Annotated in this window: 18 protein-coding genes; 10 read left to right on the top strand and 8 right to left on the bottom strand. The window is 58.4% G+C overall.

Annotation, left to right across the window (positions count from 1 at the left end; genetic code table 11):
* Positions 1 to 33: 33 nt before the first annotated feature.
* Complete coding sequence (gene argE, locus EDC28_RS14675) at positions 34 to 1,176, bottom strand: acetylornithine deacetylase (RefSeq protein WP_050659199.1); 1,143 nt, start codon at positions 1,174 to 1,176, stop codon at positions 34 to 36.
* A gap of 234 nt (positions 1,177 to 1,410) precedes the next feature.
* Between argE and argC the strand changes: the two genes are divergently transcribed.
* Genes argC through argH form a run of 5 tightly spaced genes read left to right on the top strand, consistent with a single transcriptional unit; the run spans position 1,411 to position 7,107 of the window.
* Complete coding sequence (gene argC, locus EDC28_RS14680) at positions 1,411 to 2,427, top strand: N-acetyl-gamma-glutamyl-phosphate reductase (RefSeq protein ID WP_050659200.1); 1,017 nt, start codon at positions 1,411 to 1,413, stop codon at positions 2,425 to 2,427.
* Positions 2,424 to 3,173, top strand: a complete 750-nt coding sequence (gene argB / locus EDC28_RS14685) for an acetylglutamate kinase (protein WP_123422118.1) — start codon at positions 2,424 to 2,426, stop codon at positions 3,171 to 3,173. Before argC ends, argB begins: the two co-directional genes overlap by 4 nt.
* Before the next feature lie 7 nt (positions 3,174 to 3,180).
* Complete coding sequence (locus tag EDC28_RS14690; RefSeq protein ID WP_123422119.1) at positions 3,181 to 4,065, top strand: ornithine carbamoyltransferase; 885 nt, start codon at positions 3,181 to 3,183, stop codon at positions 4,063 to 4,065.
* Between the two features lie 5 nt (positions 4,066 to 4,070).
* Positions 4,071 to 5,276, top strand: coding sequence for an argininosuccinate synthase (locus tag EDC28_RS14695; RefSeq protein WP_123422120.1), 1,206 nt, complete (start codon positions 4,071 to 4,073; stop codon positions 5,274 to 5,276).
* Between the two features lies 1 nt (position 5,277).
* Positions 5,278 to 7,107: an argininosuccinate lyase gene (gene argH / locus EDC28_RS14700; RefSeq protein WP_123422121.1), complete on the top strand. Its 1,830-nt coding sequence runs from the start codon at positions 5,278 to 5,280 to the stop codon at positions 7,105 to 7,107.
* Positions 7,108 to 7,138: 31 nt separating this feature from the next.
* Here argH and EDC28_RS14705 read toward each other — a convergent pair whose 3' ends face one another.
* The 7 genes from EDC28_RS14705 to EDC28_RS14735 all read right to left on the bottom strand — a co-directional run bounded on the left by EDC28_RS14705 (position 7,139) and on the right by EDC28_RS14735 (position 13,736).
* A complete protein-coding gene (locus tag EDC28_RS14705) occupies positions 7,139 to 8,323 on the bottom strand; it encodes an ATP-binding protein (RefSeq protein ID WP_050659205.1) in 1,185 nt (394 codons plus the stop codon).
* A complete protein-coding gene (locus tag EDC28_RS14710) occupies positions 8,320 to 9,024 on the bottom strand; it encodes a response regulator transcription factor (RefSeq protein ID WP_244946599.1) in 705 nt (234 codons plus the stop codon). The genes EDC28_RS14705 and EDC28_RS14710 overlap by 4 nt, the downstream gene beginning before the upstream one ends.
* A complete protein-coding gene (locus EDC28_RS14715) occupies positions 9,021 to 9,380 on the bottom strand; it encodes a DUF3019 domain-containing protein (RefSeq protein WP_123422123.1) in 360 nt (119 codons plus the stop codon). Before EDC28_RS14715 ends, EDC28_RS14710 begins: the two co-directional genes overlap by 4 nt.
* Before the next feature lie 5 nt (positions 9,381 to 9,385).
* Complete coding sequence (locus EDC28_RS14720; RefSeq protein WP_170164141.1) at positions 9,386 to 10,213, bottom strand: MipA/OmpV family protein; 828 nt, start codon at positions 10,211 to 10,213, stop codon at positions 9,386 to 9,388.
* A gap of 108 nt (positions 10,214 to 10,321) precedes the next feature.
* Positions 10,322 to 10,798 carry a bacterioferritin gene (gene bfr / locus EDC28_RS14725; protein WP_050659209.1) on the bottom strand — a complete coding sequence of 159 codons (477 nt, stop codon included), beginning with the start codon at positions 10,796 to 10,798 and terminating at the stop codon, positions 10,322 to 10,324.
* A 53-nt stretch (positions 10,799 to 10,851) separates the two neighbouring features.
* Positions 10,852 to 11,070 (bottom strand): bacterioferritin-associated ferredoxin, encoded by a 219-nt coding sequence (locus EDC28_RS14730; protein ID WP_123422125.1) that lies wholly within the window; start codon positions 11,068 to 11,070, stop codon positions 10,852 to 10,854.
* A gap of 65 nt (positions 11,071 to 11,135) precedes the next feature.
* Positions 11,136 to 13,736 carry a penicillin-binding protein 1A gene (locus EDC28_RS14735; RefSeq protein WP_336391547.1) on the bottom strand — a complete coding sequence of 867 codons (2,601 nt, stop codon included), beginning with the start codon at positions 13,734 to 13,736 and terminating at the stop codon, positions 11,136 to 11,138.
* Between the two features lie 138 nt (positions 13,737 to 13,874).
* Here EDC28_RS14735 and EDC28_RS14740 point away from each other — a divergent pair, with 138 nt between their 5' ends.
* The 5 genes from EDC28_RS14740 to EDC28_RS14760 are packed head-to-tail and all read left to right on the top strand — an operon-like array spanning position 13,875 to position 18,702.
* Positions 13,875 to 14,942, top strand: a complete 1,068-nt coding sequence (locus tag EDC28_RS14740) for a pilus assembly protein PilM (RefSeq protein WP_123422126.1) — start codon at positions 13,875 to 13,877, stop codon at positions 14,940 to 14,942.
* On the top strand, positions 14,942 to 15,517 hold the full coding sequence (locus EDC28_RS14745; protein ID WP_123422127.1) for a PilN domain-containing protein: 576 nt from the start codon (positions 14,942 to 14,944) through the stop codon (positions 15,515 to 15,517). Before EDC28_RS14740 ends, EDC28_RS14745 begins: the two co-directional genes overlap by 1 nt.
* Positions 15,514 to 16,101, top strand: a complete 588-nt coding sequence (locus EDC28_RS14750; RefSeq protein ID WP_050659212.1) for a type IV pilus inner membrane component PilO — start codon at positions 15,514 to 15,516, stop codon at positions 16,099 to 16,101. Before EDC28_RS14745 ends, EDC28_RS14750 begins: the two co-directional genes overlap by 4 nt.
* Positions 16,082 to 16,612: a pilus assembly protein PilP gene (locus EDC28_RS14755; RefSeq protein ID WP_123422128.1), complete on the top strand. Its 531-nt coding sequence runs from the start codon at positions 16,082 to 16,084 to the stop codon at positions 16,610 to 16,612. The genes EDC28_RS14750 and EDC28_RS14755 overlap by 20 nt, the downstream gene beginning before the upstream one ends.
* 29 nt (positions 16,613 to 16,641) lie before the next feature.
* Positions 16,642 to 18,702 (top strand): type IV pilus secretin PilQ, encoded by a 2,061-nt coding sequence (locus EDC28_RS14760; protein ID WP_123422129.1) that lies wholly within the window; start codon positions 16,642 to 16,644, stop codon positions 18,700 to 18,702.
* Positions 18,703 to 18,851 lie beyond the last annotated feature (149 nt).

Consider the following 18,851-nt stretch of genomic DNA (forward strand, 5'->3'; position numbering starts at 1 on the left):
AACCTGTTGTTAAATGACAACGCTTCCCCGATGTTACGTGAGACACAGCCGCTTGACCATGCCTTGCACCAGTTCCATGGCCGGGCCTATCTGATCCATGGCCATAAACTCGTCGGGTTGATGGGCCTGGCGGATGGAGCCTGGGCCCAGCACCAGCACCTCGCTGCCCAGGCTGGCAAAGAAGGGGGCTTCGGTGGCGTAGTTGGCGGTTTCCACCGGTTGGCCCAGCAACCGGCTGACTTCGTCTTTCCAGGGCCCATCCGGGCTGACAAAGGCCGGGCAAGGTTCGTGCAGGTGCTGCCACTGCAAGGCGCCGGGATGTGCTTTTTCTACATTTGACAGCTTTTCTTTTAAAAGCCCTTCTAATTCGGGAATGCTCATGCCCGGCAGCGGGCGCATGTCGATATGCAGCTCGCAGCAGCCGCAGATGCGGTTGGCGTTGTCGCCGCCGTGGATGTGGCCGAGGTTCAGGGTCGGGTAGGGCACCGCGAAGTGATGGTCGCAGTAGCGCTCGGCCAGCTCCTGTTTGAGCACAATCAAATCGCCCAGCACGCCGTGCATCAGCTCCATGGCGTTAAGGCCGGCGCCGGGGTCTGATGAATGGCCACTCTTGCCGGTAATGCGGATACCGGCGCTGATATGGCCCTTGTGGCGGCCGATGGGTTTGAGCTCGGTTGGCTCCCCCACCAGGGTCAGGGCCGGGCTGAACGGCGCGGCCTCGGCCAAGCGGCGGGCCCCTTCCATGGAGGTTTCTTCATCGGCGGTGGCGGCGATGCGCAGCGGCGCCTTGAGTTGGCTCAAGTCCATGCCCTCCAGGGCCGCCAATACCAAGGCGAAAAAGCCCTTCATGTCGGTGGCGCCCAGGCCAAACCATTTGCCGTCGGCTTCGGTCATCGCCAGTGGATTTTTATTCCACCGGCCCTCGTCGAAGGGCACGGTGTCGGCATGGCCTGCCAGCAGCAGGCCGCCAGGGCCACTGCCCAGCTCGGCCCACAGGTTTAACTTGTTGTGGCCCACCGGCTGCAAGGTCACCTTAAAGCCCAGAGTCTCGCACCACTGGGCCAATTGCTCGATCACCGCCTTGTTGCCGGTATCCAGCGCCGGATCGGTGGCAGACACCGAAGGCAGGGTCAGCAACCGGTTAAACATCTGCGCCAGAGAGGGTAATTTCTGCATGAATAAATTCCCGGTGGTGTTGCATTAAAATTTAGGTTTGGGTAGTCTATCGAGCATTGAATTAAAATCCACCATCCAGGGATAAAAATGTTTCAACCGATGCGACGATACAACTGCGTATTCCATTGAATCCGGGACCGCTTTTTTAAAGCCTGCCCGGGAGCAGGCGCGTTGCATCAGGCTTCACTACTGCTCATCTAGACTTGGTGTCATTGATTCTTGAGAGCTGTTGCCATGTTGAAAACCCTTATTATTGGTGGCGCCGGTTACACAGGCCAGGAACTGTGCAAACTGGTTACCTCCCATCCCCAGCTGAAACTCGGCCATGTCTTTGCCTCCGCCGGCTCCAAAAATGCCGGTGAGCCGCTGCCTTTGGGCATCAAGGGCGTGATTGAAGACGGCAACCTCGAGGCCATCCTGGCTGCCGCCAAAGACGCCCAGGTGATCCTGCTGGCCACCCCCCATGAAGCTTCTGCCGAACTGGTGCCGGATTTGGTCAGGCACAGCGACGCGCTGATCGTGGATCTGTCCGGCGGCTTTCGTCTGGACGCCTCAGCTTATCCCAAATGGTACGGCTTCGAGCACCCCTCAAAGGATCTGCTGGCCGGCGCCGTTTACGGCCTGGTGGGCTGGAACGATGATGCCATCAAAAAAAGCCGCCTGATTGCCGCCCCTGGCTGTTACCCCACCGCCAGCCTGCTGGCCCTCAAGCCGCTGATGAAAGCGGGCCTGATTGATGGCCTGCCCATTATCAATGCGGTCAGCGGTGTATCCGGTGCCGGTAAATCCAATAAGCCCCACACCCAGTTTTGCGAGGTGAGCTTGAGCGCCTATGGGGTGCTTGGCCATCGCCACCAGCCGGAAATTGCCCAGCACCTGGGCTGCGACCTTATCTTTACCCCGCACCTGGGCGCCTTTGACCGCGGCATCCTGGCGACCATCACGGTGCCGGTGAAGGCCGGTACCACCCAGGGCCAGCTGGATGCGCTCTACAACGACTGCTACGGCGAGCATCCGTCGGTACAGCTGACCGGCAATCTTCGGGAAAAATCCCCAGCCATCAAGAACGTGGCCTATACCCCTTATGCACAAATCGGCTGGGCGGTAGACGAGACCCGCAACCTGGTGGTGCTGTCGTCTGCCATCGACAACCTGCTCAAGGGCGCGGCAAGCCAGGCAGTTGAGTGCATAAATACGCACTTTGGATTCAAGCTCCGGCCGCTGCCGGGCTACGGTTGGGAGGCCTTATGAAGCCGCTGGTAGTGAAAATCGGCGGCGCCGTACTGGACGCCGGCCAAGCCCTGGAAAGCCTGCTCAGTGCCCTGGTGGCCGTCAAAGACCGCCCGGTGGTGCTGGTGCACGGCGGTGGTGACCGGGTTGACCAAGTGCTTAAGCAAGCCGGTATCGAGCCTCGTAAGTTCAACGGCAAGCGCATTACCGATGCCGCCAGCCTGCCACTGGTGGTGGGCACCCTGGCCGGTGAAATCAACAAAACCCTGGCCGCCAAGATGCGCGCCTTAGGCGGTGAACCGGTGGGCCTGTCCCTGGCCGACGGCATCGCCTTTGCCGAGCCGGCCGGGGAAGAGTGGGGCGCCGTGGGCGTACTCACCGAAGGTTCCGACACCCTGCTGTCGTTGTTGCTGCAAGGCGGGTTCATCCCGGTGGTGAGCTCCATTGCTGCCAGCAAAGGCGGGGATCTTTTGAATATCAATGCTGATGAAGCGGCGGCCAAGGTGGCCGAACTTCTGGATGCCGAGTTGGTGCTGCTCAGTGACGTACCCGGCGTGCTTGATGGCAACAAACAGCTGCTCCCGTCGCTGACGGCGGCTGATATTGCTGCCCTCAAGGCCGACGGGGTGATCAACGGCGGCATGGTGGTAAAGGTGGACGCGGCGCTGTTTGCCGCCGGGAAACTGGGCCGGGCGGTACGCCTTGCCTCCTGGCGCGACCCCCAGTCCATCAGCAACGCCGCCCTTGGCACCCAAATAGCACCCTGAGGACGACATGAAACACTTATTGACAGACTTTGACTGGACCGAAGGCGAACTGAAGGCGCTTTTACAAAAGGCGGCGACCGTCAAGGCCAAGCCGGCCGACTACGCCCAGGCCCTGGCCGGCAAGTCGGTGGCGATGATTTTTGAAAAGCCCTCCCTGCGCACCCGGGTCACCTTCGAGCTGGGTGCCCAGCAGTTGGGCGCCTTTGTGGTCTATCTTGACCAGAACCATGGCGCCCTGGGCAAGCGTGAGCCGGTGGGGGATTTTGCCCAGAACCTGTCGTGCTGGGTGGACTGCATCGTGGCCCGTACCTTCAGCCAGACCACCATCGATGAGCTGGCGGACAAAGGCTCGGTGTCGGTGATCAACGCCCTGTCTGACCGTTACCACCCCTGCCAGGCCCTGGCCGACATGCTGAGCCTGTACGAGGTGTTCGGCAAGCTTGAAGGGGTGAAGCTGGCTTATGTGGGGGACGGTAATAATGTCACCCAATCGCTGATGATACTGTCCAAGCTGTTGGGCGTAGAGATGGTGATTATCACTCCCAAAGGCTGTGAGCCGGCGGCGGACATCGTTGAAGCCACCGGCTTTACCGTGACCGACGACCTTGCTGCTTTGGAAGGGGTAGATGCCATCTACACCGACACCTGGGTCTCCATGGGGGACGACAAGGATCCGGAAGAGGTGCTGCGCACCTTCCTGCCTTACCAGGTGAACAGCGAGATGATGAAAAAATCCGGGGCCAAGGCCTTCATGCACTGCCTGCCCGCCTACCGCGGCAAGGAAGTGACCACTGAAGTGCTCGAGGGCCCGCAATCTATCGTGCTGCGCCAGGCCGAGAACCGCCTGCATGTGCAAAAAGCCGTTTATTTGAAGCTTCTTAAAGAGGATTAATACAGATGTCTGTATCCAAAGTGGTATTGGCCTATTCGGGCGGTCTTGACACTTCGGCCATCGTGCCGTGGCTCAAAGAAAACTACGACTGCGAAGTGGTCGCCTTCGTGGCCGACGTAGGCCAGGGCGCCGAAGAACTGGAAGGCGTGGAAGCCAAGGCGCTGGCCTCTGGCGCCTCCGAGTGCCACATTGTCGACCTCAAAGAAGAGCTGGCCAACGAATATATCTGGCCGATGCTCAAGGCCGAGTCCATCTACGAAGACGACTACATGCTGGGCACCTCCGTGGCCCGCCCGGTGATCGCCAAAGCCCAGGTGATGGTGGCCCGTAAAGTGGGCGCCGACGCCCTGGCCCACGGCTGTACCGGTAAAGGCAACGATCAGGTGCGTTTCGAGTCCTGCTTCGCCGCCCTGGCTCCAGATCTTAAAGTCATCGCCCCCTGGCGCGAGTGGACCATGCGCAGCCGTGAAGAGCTGCTCAACTACCTGGACGAGCGCAACATCCCCTGTAGCGCCAGCCTGACCAAAATCTACAGCCGCGACGCCAACCTCTGGCACATTTCCACCGAAGGTGGCGAGCTGGAAGACACCTGGACCACCGCCGGCGTTAACTGCTGGGCCTGGACCGTTGACCCCAAAGAAGCCCCGGACACCGCCGAAGTGGTGGAGCTGGATTTTGACGCCGGCGTACCGGTATCCCTGAACGGCCAGCAGCTGTCCGGCGCTGCCCTGATTGAAAAACTCAACACCATCGCCAGCGCCCACGGCGTGGGCCGGGTCGACATCGTTGAGAACCGTCTGGTGGGCATGAAGTCCCGCGGTTGCTACGAGACCCCTGCCGGTACCGTATTGCTGGCTGCCCACCAGGCGCTGTCGCACTTGGTGCTGGACAAGGTCTGCTCGCAACACCTGAAATTCCTGGGCCTGCAATTTGCCCAGCTGCTCTATGACGGGCGTTGGTTCACCCCGCTGCGCGAAGCCATTGTTGCCGGCGTTGACAGCCTCAACCAGGAACTGACCGGCAAGGTGAAAGTGGAGCTCTATAAAGGCCGCGCCACCGTGCTGGGCAGCGAGTCGCCCAACAGCCTGTTCTCCGAAGCCTTCGCAACTTTCGGCGCCGATGAGGTGTACAACCAGAAAGACGCGGCCGGTTTCATTCGTCTGTACAGCCTGCCAGCGCGCATCAAAGCGCTGAAGAAAGAGGGTAAATAACATGGCGGCGCTCTGGGGAGGTCGTTTTGAGCAAGGTGCCAGCGAGGCCTTTGCGCGGTTCAATGCCTCTTTACCTGTCGATTGGCGATTTTGGGCCGAGGACATCCAAGGCTCCCAGGCCTGGGCGGGTGCCCTGGCCGATGTGGGTGTACTGACCCAGAGCGAAGCCGAAGTGCTGCAAGGCGCCCTTGGCAAACTGGCTGGTCAGCTGGCCAGTGATCCCAGCCCGCTGCATGCCAGTAGCGAAGAAGACATCCACAGCTTTGTGGAGTCCTGGCTGATCAATGAAGTGGGCGATCTTGGCAAGAAACTGCACACCGGCCGTTCCCGTAACGACCAGGTGGCCACCGACTTTCGGCTGTGGTGCCGTAACCGTGCCCGTGGCCTGCTGGGCGAGGTCTACCAGACCCTGGAGATCATGGCGGTGCTGGCCGAGCGCGAGCACGGCACCCTGATGCCGGGTTATACCCACCTGCAACGGGCCCAGCCGGTGACCTTCGGGCACTGGGTGATGGCTTATGCCGAGATGCTGGAGCGCGACGCCGAGCGCCTGGAAGACGCCATCAAGCGGGTGAATGTCTGCCCGCTCGGTTGCGGCGCCCTGGCCGGCACCGCCTATCCCATCGACCGGGATAAGCTGGCCAAGGAGCTGGGTTTTGACCGGGCTGCCCGTAACAGCCTCGATGCCATTTCCGACCGCGATTTCGTGCTGGAACTGCTGCAGGTGGCCTCCACCTCCGGCCTGCATCTGTCGCGGCTGGCCGAAGACCTTATCTTCTTTGGCACCGGTGAAGCGGGTTTCGTGAAGTTCTCCGACACCGTCAGCTCCGGCTCGTCGCTGATGCCGCAGAAGAAAAACCCCGACGCCTTGGAGCTGATCCGTGGCAAGAGCGGCCGCATCTTTGGCTCCATGGCCGGCTTTGCCATGACCGTCAAAGCCCTGCCCCTGTCCTACAACAAGGATCTGCAGGAAGACAAAAACGGCCTCTTCGACGCCCTGGATACCTGGAGCGACTGCCTGCTGCTGACCCGTGAAGTGCTGGCCACCATCGAAGTGAACAAGGAAGCCTGCGCCAAGGCGGCCGCCGGTGGTTATTCCAACGCCACCGAACTGGCCGATTACTTAGTGGCCAAGGGCATCCCGTTCCGCGAAGCCCACCACATGGTTGGGGTGCTGGTGCGCATGGCCATCGAGCAGCAACTGCCCCTCGAAGCCCTGCCGCTGGCACAGATGCGGCAAGTGGCAGAGGTTATCGAAGACGACGTCTACCCGGCGCTGGATTTGCTGGCGGCGCTTGAAAAACGCTGCGCCCAAGGCGGTGTGTCGCTGGCGCGCCAACAGGAAGCCATCAAGGCCTTTAATGGCCGCTTGGCTGCCAAAGCTGTGCGCCGCGCCAACCTTGAAGACGTGGATGCCATCGTCAAGCTGATTGGCCACTGGGCCGGTGAAGGTGAAAACCTGCCCCGTTCCCGGGAAGACATCATCCACTCCATCCAAGACTTTGTGGTGGCAGACGTGGACGGCAAGGTGGCCGGTTGCGCCAGCCTGTACATCTACTCCACCGGCCTTGCCGAGATCCGCTCTTTGGGGCTGAACGAAAACGCCCATGGCAAAGGCCTTGGCCAGGCCATGGTGCAGATCCTGATGGACGAAGCCAGGTCACTGAAACTCAAGCGTGTTATCGTGTTGACTCGGGTGGCGGGGTTCTTCGACAAGCAGGGCTTCAAGGTGATCTTCAAAGACACCCTGCCCGAAAAGGTGATGAAGGACTGCAAGCTCTGCCCGCGCCAGGACAACTGCGATGAAATCGCCATGGAGCACCGGCTCTAACGAATAAAAAACCCCGCCTCGGCGGGGTTTTTTATTGCCGGAAATCCAGCATGATGCGGGCGCCGCCCAAGGGCGAATCTTCCAGGTGCAGCTCGCCGCCGTGCAGGTGCATGATACGGGCGCACATGGCAAGCCCCAGGCCCAGGTGCGGCGCCTGATCCTGATTGCGGGCACTGTCGCCCCGGTAAAAAAGCTGGGTGGCCCGCTGCTTTTCTTCTTCGCTAAGGCCGGGGCCGTCGTCTTCCAGATACAAGGCGCCATCTTGCCAGCCCAGGCGGATCTGCGCCTTGGCGTAGCGCTTGGCATTATCCAGCAGGTTTTGCAGGCAGCGTGTTAAAAGGTGGGGGTCGGCGGCCAGGGTAGCCGGCAGGACGCCGCTGATCTGCACCGCTTCCCCTGCCAGTAGCTTTGCCAGAAAAGCGGGTAGGGCAATGGTTTGGTGCTGGATGCTGTCTACCGCCTCCAGTTCGTGGAACTGGCTCCAGTGGTCAATGATTTGCTCCAGATAATCGAGGTCGGCCTTGATGCTGTCGGAATGGGGGCCTTTGCCGTTCATGGCCAGGGCAAAACGCAATCGGGTCAGAGGGGTGCGAAGGTCGTGGCTGACGGCGCGGGTCATCAGGGCTTGGTCGGCCAGCAACTGCTCGATGCGCTGGGCCATCCGGTTAAAACTCTGGGCCAAGTCCGACAGATAACCGCCCCGGCGCACCTTCACCCTTTGCTGCCAAAAACCGCGCCCGAACGCCTGAGCGGCCTTTTTCAAGGCGGCAAGCTCGCGGGCCAGCGGCCATTGCCATAGCAGCACAAAGAGCGCCAGCAGAATGAAAAACAGCGCTTCCAGGCCAAAGCTGCTGGCACGGGGGCCTTCCTCAAAAGGGCCTATCAGTAGCAGTTGGCTGCCTAGGGGGGTGAGCAGAAAATCCTGCCTGCCTTGGGTTAGAGGCAGAATTTGCTCGGGGCGCAGTGGAGTGGTGAGTTGAATATCGCTGGGGCTGAGCAGCTTGGCCTTGACGCCGTGCTGGTCGAGGTAGGCCTGCCACTGCCCGGCAGGCAGTGGCGCCAAGTCGCTTTTTATCAGCCGAACCAGTTGCACCTGGCTGGCGGTGGCGGGCGCCGGTTCACTGTTAATGTGCTGCCAGAGCTGGTCCAAGCCGTAGCCCAGCGACAGCAATGCCAGCGTCAGCAAGCCATAGAGGCTGATAAAAAGACGCTTCATAACCAGGAGTCGGGTGCGAACAGGTAGCCGTGGCCCCAGATGGTTTTGATGCGGGTAGGGCTGTCGCTGTCGTCGCCCAGTTTTTTGCGCAGCCTGGAGATGCGTTGGTCCAGTTTGCGGTCGCTGCCGTCGTAGCTAAAACCCAGCAGGCTCTCATAAAGATAATCACGGCTGAGCGCTTTGCCGGCCTGGCTGGCCAAGGCCCACAGTAGGGCAAATTCGTTGCTGGTCAGCGCCACTTCTTTGGCCTGGAACTCGACGGTACGGGTATCGCCGTTGAGCACCAGCGAGCCAAATTGCAGCTTGGTGGAGAGCGGCGCCCGGTTTTGGCGGCGCAGCAGGTTTTCGATGCGGGCCAGCAGCAGCTCGGGCTCAACCGGTTTGACCACGTAATCGGCGGCGCCAAGGTTCAGGCCCTGAATTTGGTCACGGCTGTTACTTAAGGCAGACAGGATCAGCACCGGGCCGTCGTATTGTTCGGCCAACTGGCTGCACAGAGTAAAGCCGTCGGTATCCGGCAGCATCAAATCGAGGATGATAAGGTCAGGCTGTAGCTCTCTGGCCAGTGGCAGCACTCGGCTACCGTTGGCAACCCAGTGTACAAAGTAGCCCTGTTCACGCAGATACAGCTGCACCAGCTCGGCAAGACGCCTGTCGTCTTCAACCAGCAACAAACGGGCTTTGGGGTCGGGTGTTATCAATGAAGACTCCATGGCATGCGGTTACGCCGCTTTACGTGTTGGGTGAAAAGCACCTGCCAGCTTCCCTGCCAGATGACGGTGCCGTCGCTCAGTATCAGTTTGAATAGCTGGGGGGTGTCGGCTTTGACTTCGCCCTGCCATTGGCCCTGAAGGGCAGCCGGCCAGCATTTTAGCTGCTGTTCCTGGCGATAAAGGCAAAGCGGCAGCGGCTCGGGTTGAGACCATTGCACCTGGACATCGGCTTTACAGCTGGACTCACTGGGCGCAGCTACACACCATCTTGGCTGCAGCTCAACCTGGGGCGCTTTTAGCGCCCCTGAGTTACCCATGAGAAAAACCAAGCCAAGCCATTTCATCGTTTCTAGAAGGTCAGGGTGATGCCGATAAAACTGTCCAAGACGGTCCTTTCGTCTACCAGCGGGCTATTGACGATGCCGCTTCCAAGGCGACGGCTATTGAGGTTGACCAGCAACCCAAGGTGTTCAGAAAGGGGATAAAGCCATTGGCCGCTGACCACCCAGTCGATACTGCTGCGGCCTTGGTAGCCCATACCATCCTGGTCGAGGCTTTCCGTTCCATAGTAGTAGTCGACCAATTCGGCGCTTTTCCAATCAAAACCGCCGCTAAATTGCCACTGGCCGTGAAATTCAAAGCCTCGGCCCAGGCGCAGGCTGGCAAAGGCGCCGTTGTGACGGCCACTGATGTCGTGGAGTAGTTTGAGCCGCACAAAGCCCTGCTGGCCGTAGTGGCTGAAGCCCAGGCCCCCTAACCAGGCCCATTGTGGGTCGTGATCTTGTTGGGAGGTGACCTTTTCTTCGGCCATGACCTTGTTGTTGCAGCTGTCGCAAAGTCCTGCCAACCGTGACGATGATAGGGAAACGCGTTTCCAGTGATGAAAGTAAAAGGCGTCGTCAGAATAACTGGCCATGACGAACAGCTGGTTTTCGCCATCGTCATAGAGATTGGCAGCCAATTCGCCGTTGTCGAAGTAACCCCAGTCGGCGTAATAGGCGACTTGAGGTAGCAGGTAGTAACGATTGTCCCCTTTACTGACCAGCGGATTCTGTTTATGACCAGCCCCCACCGCCAGCCCCAGTTCCCACTGGCCGGCAGCAATGGTGTCCAGTTCCTGAGCATGAGCTGCCAGGCTAGAGAGCAAAAAAATAAGGGATATCAGGGTCTTTGGCACAGGGGGAATCAGAAACAGGCAAAGGGACAGCGGATTGTAACTGCTTAACCTTTGCCCGTCTGTGATGTCATACAAATTGCGACATCTGCGATGTGCTGGCGGGGCTGCTCAGTCTTCGTCGTGCATCTGTGATTGCAGGTAGTTTTGCTGGCCCACTGTCGCCATCAGCTCAAGCTGGGTTTCCAGCCAGTCGATGTGGTCTTCTTCGGAGCTGAGAATTTTGCGCAACAGGTCGCGGCTAACGTAATCCCGCACCTTTTCGCAATACTCGATGCCGTCTTTAAGGTCGGGCAGCGCTTTTTGCTCAAGATCCAGGTCGCACTCCAGGCACTCTTTGGGATCTTCACCAATAGAGAGTTTGCCTAAGTCCTGCAAGTTGGGCAGACCTTCTAGGAACAAGATGCGCTCGATCAGCCAATCGGCGTGCTTCATCTCGTCGATGGACTCGTGGTACTCGTGGTCAGCCAACTTTTCCAGGCCCCAGTTTTTGTACATTCGGGCGTGGAGAAAGTACTGGTTGATGGCAACCAATTCGTTGCCCAGTACCTGATTGAGGATCTGAATGACTTTCTTGTCGCCTTTCATGAAATGCTCCTGAAGCTACTAACCAGAAAGCATGGGCTGATAAAAAAGTCTTGTCAAACAGCCATTTGAGTAATGAGAAGCGTTTGCGGAGGGCGCTGGGGGGCGGCTTGGGTAGTGGCTTCATTTAGCACGGCTTTTGCTTGGCGGGCGCATTTGCCACATTGGCTGGCAACCCCCAGTTCACAGCGCAGCTGTGCCAGAGAATGACAACCGGAAGCGGCCGCTTTGCGAATTGCCTTGTCGGTTACAGCATTGCAGAGGCAAACATACATAAAAAAATCCGGCCTACTGAGAACAGTGGACCGGATTATAAATACGAACTGTTTTTATTTCAATGTCAGTTCCCGGTCTTCTGTGGCTCCGCAGGGGCGAAAATATCGTCATTGCTGCTTTGGCTTGGCTGCAACGGACCGTCGAAGGGATTGGCCAGAGTATCGCGGGCAAAGGTCTTGGGCTCGGTACCGGCCTTGAAGTACTCAAAACGGCTGGTGTAGTCGGTGGCCCGAGTCAATTTGCCGGTTTCGCGGTCGATACGCACCGTCACGATACCGGGCGGTACCGGGAAGCCTTCTTCTGGCATGCCATCCAGCGCTATCTTCATATAGGCGTTCCAGGGCGGCTGGGCGCTCTTGGCACCGCCTTCCTTGCCGAAGATGGGATCGTCGGTAATGGCTTTCATGCGGGTGGTGCCCCCTAGCTCGTGCTGGTAGGTGTCGTAACCAATCCAGGAGGTGGCTTGCAGATCTGGCATAAAGCCGGAGAACCAAGCGTCTTTAGATTCGTTGGTGGTACCGGTTTTACCAGCGATATCATGGCGTTTGAGCTCACGGGCAGCACGCCAGCCGGTGCCGTTCCAACCGGTGCCGTGGTTCCAGGAGCCGCCGCCCCAGATGGTGCTTTCCATGGCCTGGGTGACCAAAAAGGCGGTTTGGGCACTGATGGCACGGGGCGCCAGACGATTACTGCCGATATAGGACACCGGGCATTGCTCCTGCCAGCTGACATCGCCACTGCCCTGAAGCTGAGCAAAGGCGGCGTCCATGGCTGCTTCTTGGTCGTTGACAACAGGCCAGGGTTTGGCTTTGGCCAACATCTGCTCGCACTCGGCGCAGGCGACTTTGGGGGTGGCCATCCACACCAGGTTGCCGTAGCCGTCTTCCACCTTGTCTATCAGATAAGGGGTGACCAGGAAGCCGCCGTTGGCAATGGCGCTAAAGCCACGGGCCACATTCATCGGTGTTAAGGAAGCCGAGCCCAGCGCCAGGGACTCGTTGCGGGGCAAGTCTTCGCGGGGGAAGCCGAAATCGCTCAGGCGGTCGATAACGGTATCGATACCCACGGCCCTTAACAGCCGCACCGACATCACGTTTTTGGACTCCGCCAGGCCCATGCGCAGGCGAGTCGGGCCGTTATACACCGGCGGCGAGTTTTTGGGGCGCCAGGCATAACCTTGCGAGCGATCCCACTGGTTGATGGGGGCATCGTTGACCAAGGACGCCAGGGTAAAGCCGTTATCCAAGGCCGCAGAATAGATGAAGGGCTTGATGTTAGAGCCTACCTGGCGTTTGGCCTGGGTCACCCTGTTGTACTTGCTCAGGTAATAGTTAAAGCCGCCAACCAGAGCCTCGATGGCGCCGTCTTGAGGGCGCAGCGAAACAAAGGCAGAGTTCACCTCGGGGATTTGTGCCAGCAGCCAACCGTCGCCGTGGGGGCGCACGTAGACGAGGTCGCCAGGGGCGACAATCTCACTGGCTTTGTCAGGCGCCGGGCCTTGGCGATTCTCGTTGATAAAGGGCCGCGCCCAGTCCATGGCCGACCAATCCAGCTCAAGCTTACCTTTGCCCTTCACCTCGACAGTGGCGGATTGGTCTTGCACGGCAGTCACCACGGCCGGTATCAGGGGGGTGTAAGTCATCTGGCCTTTCAGGAAATCCTGAATTTTACTTTCATCCCAGGGCCAGTCTTTGAGCTTCTGAACCGGGCCACGCCAGCCGTGGCGGCGGTCGTAATTGAGCACATTGGTGATCACCGCCTGCTGGGCGGCGCGCTGGTCTTTACTGTTAATGGTGGTGAAGACTTGGTAGCCCTCGCCATAAGCAGCGTCTTCACCAAACAGGTCGACCATTTCCTGGCGCACCATCTCCGCCACGTAATGGGCCGACAAGGTGATCTCGGCGCCATGGTATTTGGCGGTGTTGGGGGCTTTGGAGGCTTCGTCGTACTGGGCCTGGGTGATGTCGCCCATGTCCTTCATGCGGGCCAGTACTACGTTACGCCGGGCCAGGGCCCGTTCCGGGCTGGAGATGGGGTTCAGGGTGGAGGGGGCCTTGGGCAGGCCGGCCAACACCGCCATTTCCGGCAGGGTGAGGTCTTTTACATCTTTGCCGTAGTAGACCTGCGCGGCAGCGCCGACCCCAAAGGCACGGTGCCCCAGCTCAATTTTATTGAGATACAGCTCAAGGATCTCGTCTTTGCTCAGCAACTGCTCGATATGCCAGGCAATGAACATCTCCTTTATCTTGCGGATATAGGTTTTCTCGCGGGTCAGGAAGAAGTTACGGGCCAGCTGCATGGTAATGGTACTGGCGCCCTGGCTTTTATGGCCGGTCAGCACCAGGTTGACCGCCGCCCGGCCAAGGCCGACGAAGTCGATACCGGGGTGCTCGTAGAAGCGGCTGTCCTCGGTGTCGAGGAAAGCTTTGATCAAAAGCGGCGGCATATCCTCGATATTCAACGGGATACGACGTTTTTCACCAAATTGGGAGATCAGCTCGCCATCGGCGGAATAGACCCGCATCGGGGTCTGCAAGCGCACGTCCTTGAGCACGGCAACACTGGGTAGTTCCGGCTTGATGTAGTAGTACATACCCACCACACCAAGGGCGCCAACGATGGCCATCGCCCCCAGGGCAAACAAAATTCTAACCAGCCACTTCACTTATCACCTCGCAATTGCCCCCGGGCTTGCCCTATTATCTGCTTGATTAGGCGGCAAAACTATAAACGCTCAACTAGACCGCTTGCAAAAAGAGCACTATTCTTGTTCACCACATAACAAAAAATTTACGACGGTCCTATGCTTGCAAAACTCTTCCGTCGGCAAGCCCCCATCATGGTTGGCGTTGATATCGGTTCGCATTCGATCAAGGCCGTGTTACTGGCGAAAAATGGTAACACGTTCAAAGTTGAAGCGGTGGCCGTTGAACCCACACCCAAAGGGGCTGTAGTCGACCACGAAATCCAAGACATCGAACCCGTGGGTGAGGCACTGCGTCGTCTGGTACGCCGCTTGCCCTCGAAAATCCAGACTGCCGCCATGGCAGTGGCCGGTTCGTCGGTGATGACCAAGATCATTCTCATGGACGCTTCCTTAAGCGACGATGAAATGATGAGCCAGATAGAGGTGGAGGCCGAGAACCTCATCCCCCACCCGCTGGACGAGGTTAACCTGGATTTTGAACGCCTCCATCCTCATGCCAACGACCCTTCCCGGGTAGACGTGCTGCTATCGGCGGCCCGCTCCGAGTCGGTGGTGGCCAGGGTCAGCGCCATGGAAATCGCCGGTCTTGATACCGGTATCATGGACATCGAAGCCTACGCTCTGGGGAGAGCCATGGCTGCGGTGGCTGCGCGCCAGCCCGGCTTGGCCGATGCCAAATTGATAGGGGTTATCGATATCGGTGCCCGTACCAGTACCCTGGCAGTGATGGAAAACGGCGAGGTGATTTACACCCGGGAAGAGGCCTTTGGCGGTGAGCATCTTAACCAGATCATCCAGTCCACCTACGACATGAGCGTGGACGAGGCCGAGCGCGTGAAACTGCGCGGCGAGCTACCCAGTAGTGCTGCCCTTGAAGTGCTGGCCCCTTTTCAAACCGAATTCTTGCAACTGGTCCGTCGTTCCCTGCAACTCTTCTATACCACCTCCGGCCATGACGAACTGGACGCGCTGCTGCTGACAGGCGGCTCGGCCATGGTAGAAGGCCTGCCTGAAACCCTGACCGAAGAGCTGGGCTACCAAGTGTTGGTGGCCGATGTCTTTGCCGGCATGAAGGTTGGGGCTGACGTTAACAAACGCGACTTCGAGCGCTACAACGCGGCTTTGGCGATTGCCACTGGCCTGGCCCAGAGGAGTTTCGGTTAATGGCAAACATCAACCTTCTACCTTGGCGGGAAGAGGCCAGGGAAAAGGAGAAAAAGGAGTTCACCGCCACCCTCATTGGCATGGTGGTGCTGACTGTACTGCTGGCGTTTCTGGCCAACTGGATAGTCAGCCAATATGTCGATGGTCAGCGCCAGCGTAACGCCTACCTGCAAGGGCAAATCAAAGAGCTGGAACAAGCCATCTCCGAAATCGAACTGTTGAAAAAGCGTAAATCCGACCTGCAACAACGCATGGGCCTTATTGCCCGCCTGCGGGCCAGCCGGAACGTGACTGCGCATATTTTCGATACCGTGGCTGACTCCGTACCGCCCGGTATGTATCTGACCGAAATGAAGCGTGACGGCGATGATTTGTCGGTGAAAGGCAAAACCGAGTCCAACAATCGGGTGTCCAGCCTCATCCGCTACATCAAGGAATCCGAGTGGCTGGTGAACCCCGAGCCGCGGCGTATTCAGTCGGTTAACAAGTCCAGCGCTCTGTCAGACTTTGACCTGGGCGTACAGGTTCGCCTGGACGGCGTTGCTCCGGCACCGGCTGTGGGAGGTAAAAAATGAACATCAACGAACTAGACCTCTCGGAAATCGGCAGCTGGCCCAAGGCCGCCAAAGCGGTCTTTATCGGCTTTGTCTGTATCGTGGTGGCGGCGCTTTTCTACTACGTGCAAATCAGCGACAACCTCGACCAGCTGTTTGCCGAGCAGAAAAAGGAAGAAGAGCTTAAGCATACCTTTGAAAGCAAGCAGCGAATGGCCGCCAACCTTGAGGCCTACCGCGCGCAGATGCTGCAACTGGAAGCGACCTTCTCTCAGTTCTTGAAGCAGTTGCCAACCGAGGACGAAACGGCCGGCCTGCTTGACGACATTAACTTTGTGGGCACCTCCAGTGGCCTGGATTTCCGGGTCATCCAATGGCAGGCACCACAGGAAAAGGAATTCTATATCGAGCTGCCTATCGATATAGAGGTGGTAGGGGATTACCACCAGCTTGGCACCTTTGTCAGTGACGTGGCGGCGCTGCCGCGGATCGTCACCCTCCACAACTTCGATATCAAGGCCCTGCCTGACGGCAAGCTGCTGATGAAGCTGCAGGCCAAGACATACCGATATAAGGAGGACAGCAATGCCAAGAAGAAACGCTAAATGGCTGCTGCTGGTATCGGTGCTGGGGCTGGCCGGTTGTAATGACGACACCAGCGACTTGCAAACCTTCGTCGCCGAAGTGAAGCAGCGCCCGGTGCCCGGTATTGAACCGATGCCAGAGCTCAAATCCTTTGAACACTTTCGCTACGAGCCCGGTGATCGGCGCAGTCCCTTTACCCCGCCGAGTCCCGAACTGCTGGCGGAAAGTGCGGCTAACCGTAACCCCGATTGTTTGCAGCCCGATTTTGATCGGGTCAAAGAGCCTTTGGAGCAGTTCCCGCTGGATACCCTTTCCATGAAAGGCACTCTGGGCAGCGCAGGTGAGTTGTGGGCCCTGGTCAGGGCTGGCGACGGCAACCTGTACAGGGTCACCACCGGTAACTATCTGGGGCTATATAACGGCTTAATTCAGGAGATCTCCCGTAGCGGCATCAAGATACGGGAGCTGGTTCCGGATGGGGCGGGGTGCTGGCAAGAGCGTGATGCGTCGCTCGACTTGGTCAGTGAATAACAATGAGATTCTCGAAGGGACATGATGTGATGAATGCTTGCAAATCCCCTAGAACCCCGGCCTTTTCTGTATGGCGTCGGGCTAAACAAATCGCCCTGGGGCTGCTGCTGGCCATGCCGGTAGCCCAGGCTCTGGCGACTTCCTTGGTGGATGTGAAGGAAAACACCCTTGGCAGACAAGGGATAGAACTGGAATTCGTGATGGACGGGGACTTTATTGAACCCCGTACCCGTATCTCCTACAACCCGGCCGAGCTCTACATCGACTTTCGCGGTGTCGACTCCAAGCTGGCCATGTCGGAGCTGGCTGTCGCGGCGGGGGGCCTCGATAAGATCACCACCACCCATATCAACGATGGGGTGCGGGCGGTACTGCACCTGGATAAACTGATGTCCTACCAGACCAAACGTGTCGACAACCGTTATGTGGTATCGCTGGGGCAGGCCATTGCCGGCGGTAGTGAAGAGGGCGACGGCAAACAAATCAATGCCATCAAGGCCATTGATTTTCGCCGTGGCAAGGACGACGAAGGCAAGATGCTGGTGTTCATGCAGAACACCTCCGCTGCGGTGGACGTGCACCAGCAAGGGCCGCGTATTGTTGCCGAGTTCCTCAACACCGCTATCCCGGACAAGTTGATTTACCAACTGGATGTCACCGACTTTGGTACGCCGGTGCAGAATATTGAAACCTTCCGCGACGGTGACAAAACCCGGATCGTGATCAAGCCCACCGGTAATTTCACCTTCAAATACCAACAGGCCAATAATCTGTTCTCTCTGGAAGTACTGCCTAAAAAGGAAACCGCCAAGGAGAAAGAAAAAGCCTCTTACGACGGCAAACGTATCTCCCTGAACTTCCAGGATATTCCAGTGCGGACCGTGTTGCAGATCATTGCTGATTACAACAACTTCAACCTGGTGACCTCCGATACCGTCAACGGTAACATCACCTTGCGTCTCGATGGCGTGCCCTGGGACCAGGCACTGGACATCGTGCTTAAAGTGAAAGGGCTGGGCAAACGGGTTGATGGCAATATTCTGATGGTGGCCCCGGCCGATGAGCTCACCGCCCGTGAAGCCCAGGAGCTGGAAGCCCAGAACAAGGTGCAGACCTTGGTGCCGCTGTTCTCCGAGTTCATCCAGATAAACTACGCCAAGGCCAAGGACCTGGCTGACCTGCTCAAAAGCAGTGAAGCAAGCCTGCTCTCAGAGCGTGGCACCGTGACCATCGATGAGCGGACCAATACCCTGTTGGTGCAGGACACCGAAGACAAGCTTAAAGAAATCAAGAACCTCATCAAGGTGCTTGATGTGCCGGTTAAACAGGTACTGATTGAGTCGCGCATCGTCACCGTAAAAGACAGCGTGGTGGAAGACTTGGGCGTACGCCTGGGCTTCACCGACGCCAACGGCAGTAATGGTGTGTCTGGAACCCTAGAAGGAGCCAACGGCGCCGCCAACGGTGGCAGCAGCTCTGTGGATTTGGCGGACCGCCTGAACGTCAACCTGCCAGCCGGCGCCGAAAATGCCGCTTCCATTGGCTTCCATATCGCCAAGTTGGCAGACGGCAAACTGCTTGATTTGGAGCTGTCGGCTCTGGAACAAGAGAACAAAGGCGAGATCATCTCCAACCCCCGCTTGACCACGGCTAACCAGAAGGCGGCCTACATCGAGCAGGGTACCGAGATCCCTTACGTGCAAAGCACCTCTTCCGGTGCCACCTCTGTTACCTTCAAAAAAGCGGTGCTGAGCCTGCAGGTGACCCCGCAGATCACCCCGGATAACAAGATTATTCTGGACCTGGTGATCACCGAAGATACCCGTGGCGACACAGTACAGACCGCAACCGGTAGCGCCGTTGCCATCGATACCAAGGAGATCGGTACCCAGGTACTGGTGGATAACGGCGAGACCATAGTGCTGGGCGGTATCTTCCAGCAGGAGCGCTCGAAAGTGGTGTACAAGGTGCCGCTGCTGGGCGACATCCCCGGCCTTGGCTGGCTGTTCCGCAACACCTCTGACTCCAATGTGAAGAGCGAGCTGCTGATCTTCGTTACGCCACGGATCGTCACCGAGGACCTGGACTAGATTTTAATGAAAACAAGGCTCTGGCGCCGAATTTAGCGGCCAAAGCCTGAAAATCTACCCTTCAATGGCAAGGGGCCCTGCTCGGCAGGGCCCCTTTTTTTGTAAGCGCTGACAAGATGCTTGCCATGTTCAGTTGCCTGATGGGCGTA

The organism is Gallaecimonas pentaromativorans, from assembly GCF_003751625.1.
Lineage (GTDB): Bacteria > Pseudomonadota > Gammaproteobacteria > Enterobacterales > Gallaecimonadaceae > Gallaecimonas > Gallaecimonas pentaromativorans.

Bases quoted from the DNA above. Each gene is read 5' to 3' on its own strand.
- EDC28_RS14760 (WP_123422129.1), top strand. From the start codon at position 16,642: ATGAATGCTTGCAAATCCCCTAGAACCCCGGCCTTTTCTGTATGGCGT.
- EDC28_RS14730 (WP_123422125.1), bottom strand. From the start codon at position 11,070: ATGTATGTTTGCCTCTGCAATGCTGTAACCGACAAGGCAATTCGCAAA.
- argH (WP_123422121.1), top strand. From the start codon at position 5,278: ATGGCGGCGCTCTGGGGAGGTCGTTTTGAGCAAGGTGCCAGCGAGGCC.
- EDC28_RS14690 (WP_123422119.1), top strand. From the start codon at position 3,181: ATGAAACACTTATTGACAGACTTTGACTGGACCGAAGGCGAACTGAAG.
- EDC28_RS14740 (WP_123422126.1), top strand. From the start codon at position 13,875: ATGCTTGCAAAACTCTTCCGTCGGCAAGCCCCCATCATGGTTGGCGTT.
- EDC28_RS14745 (WP_123422127.1), top strand. From the start codon at position 14,942: ATGGCAAACATCAACCTTCTACCTTGGCGGGAAGAGGCCAGGGAAAAG.
- EDC28_RS14750 (WP_050659212.1), top strand. From the start codon at position 15,514: ATGAACATCAACGAACTAGACCTCTCGGAAATCGGCAGCTGGCCCAAG.
- EDC28_RS14715 (WP_123422123.1), bottom strand. From the start codon at position 9,380: ATGAAATGGCTTGGCTTGGTTTTTCTCATGGGTAACTCAGGGGCGCTA.
- EDC28_RS14695 (WP_123422120.1), top strand. From the start codon at position 4,071: ATGTCTGTATCCAAAGTGGTATTGGCCTATTCGGGCGGTCTTGACACT.
- argC (WP_050659200.1), top strand. From the start codon at position 1,411: ATGTTGAAAACCCTTATTATTGGTGGCGCCGGTTACACAGGCCAGGAA.
- argE (WP_050659199.1), bottom strand. From the start codon at position 1,176: ATGCAGAAATTACCCTCTCTGGCGCAGATGTTTAACCGGTTGCTGACC.
- argB (WP_123422118.1), top strand. From the start codon at position 2,424: ATGAAGCCGCTGGTAGTGAAAATCGGCGGCGCCGTACTGGACGCCGGC.
- EDC28_RS14755 (WP_123422128.1), top strand. From the start codon at position 16,082: ATGCCAAGAAGAAACGCTAAATGGCTGCTGCTGGTATCGGTGCTGGGG.
- EDC28_RS14705 (WP_050659205.1), bottom strand. From the start codon at position 8,323: ATGAAGCGTCTTTTTATCAGCCTCTATGGCTTGCTGACGCTGGCATTG.
- bfr (WP_050659209.1), bottom strand. From the start codon at position 10,798: ATGAAAGGCGACAAGAAAGTCATTCAGATCCTCAATCAGGTACTGGGC.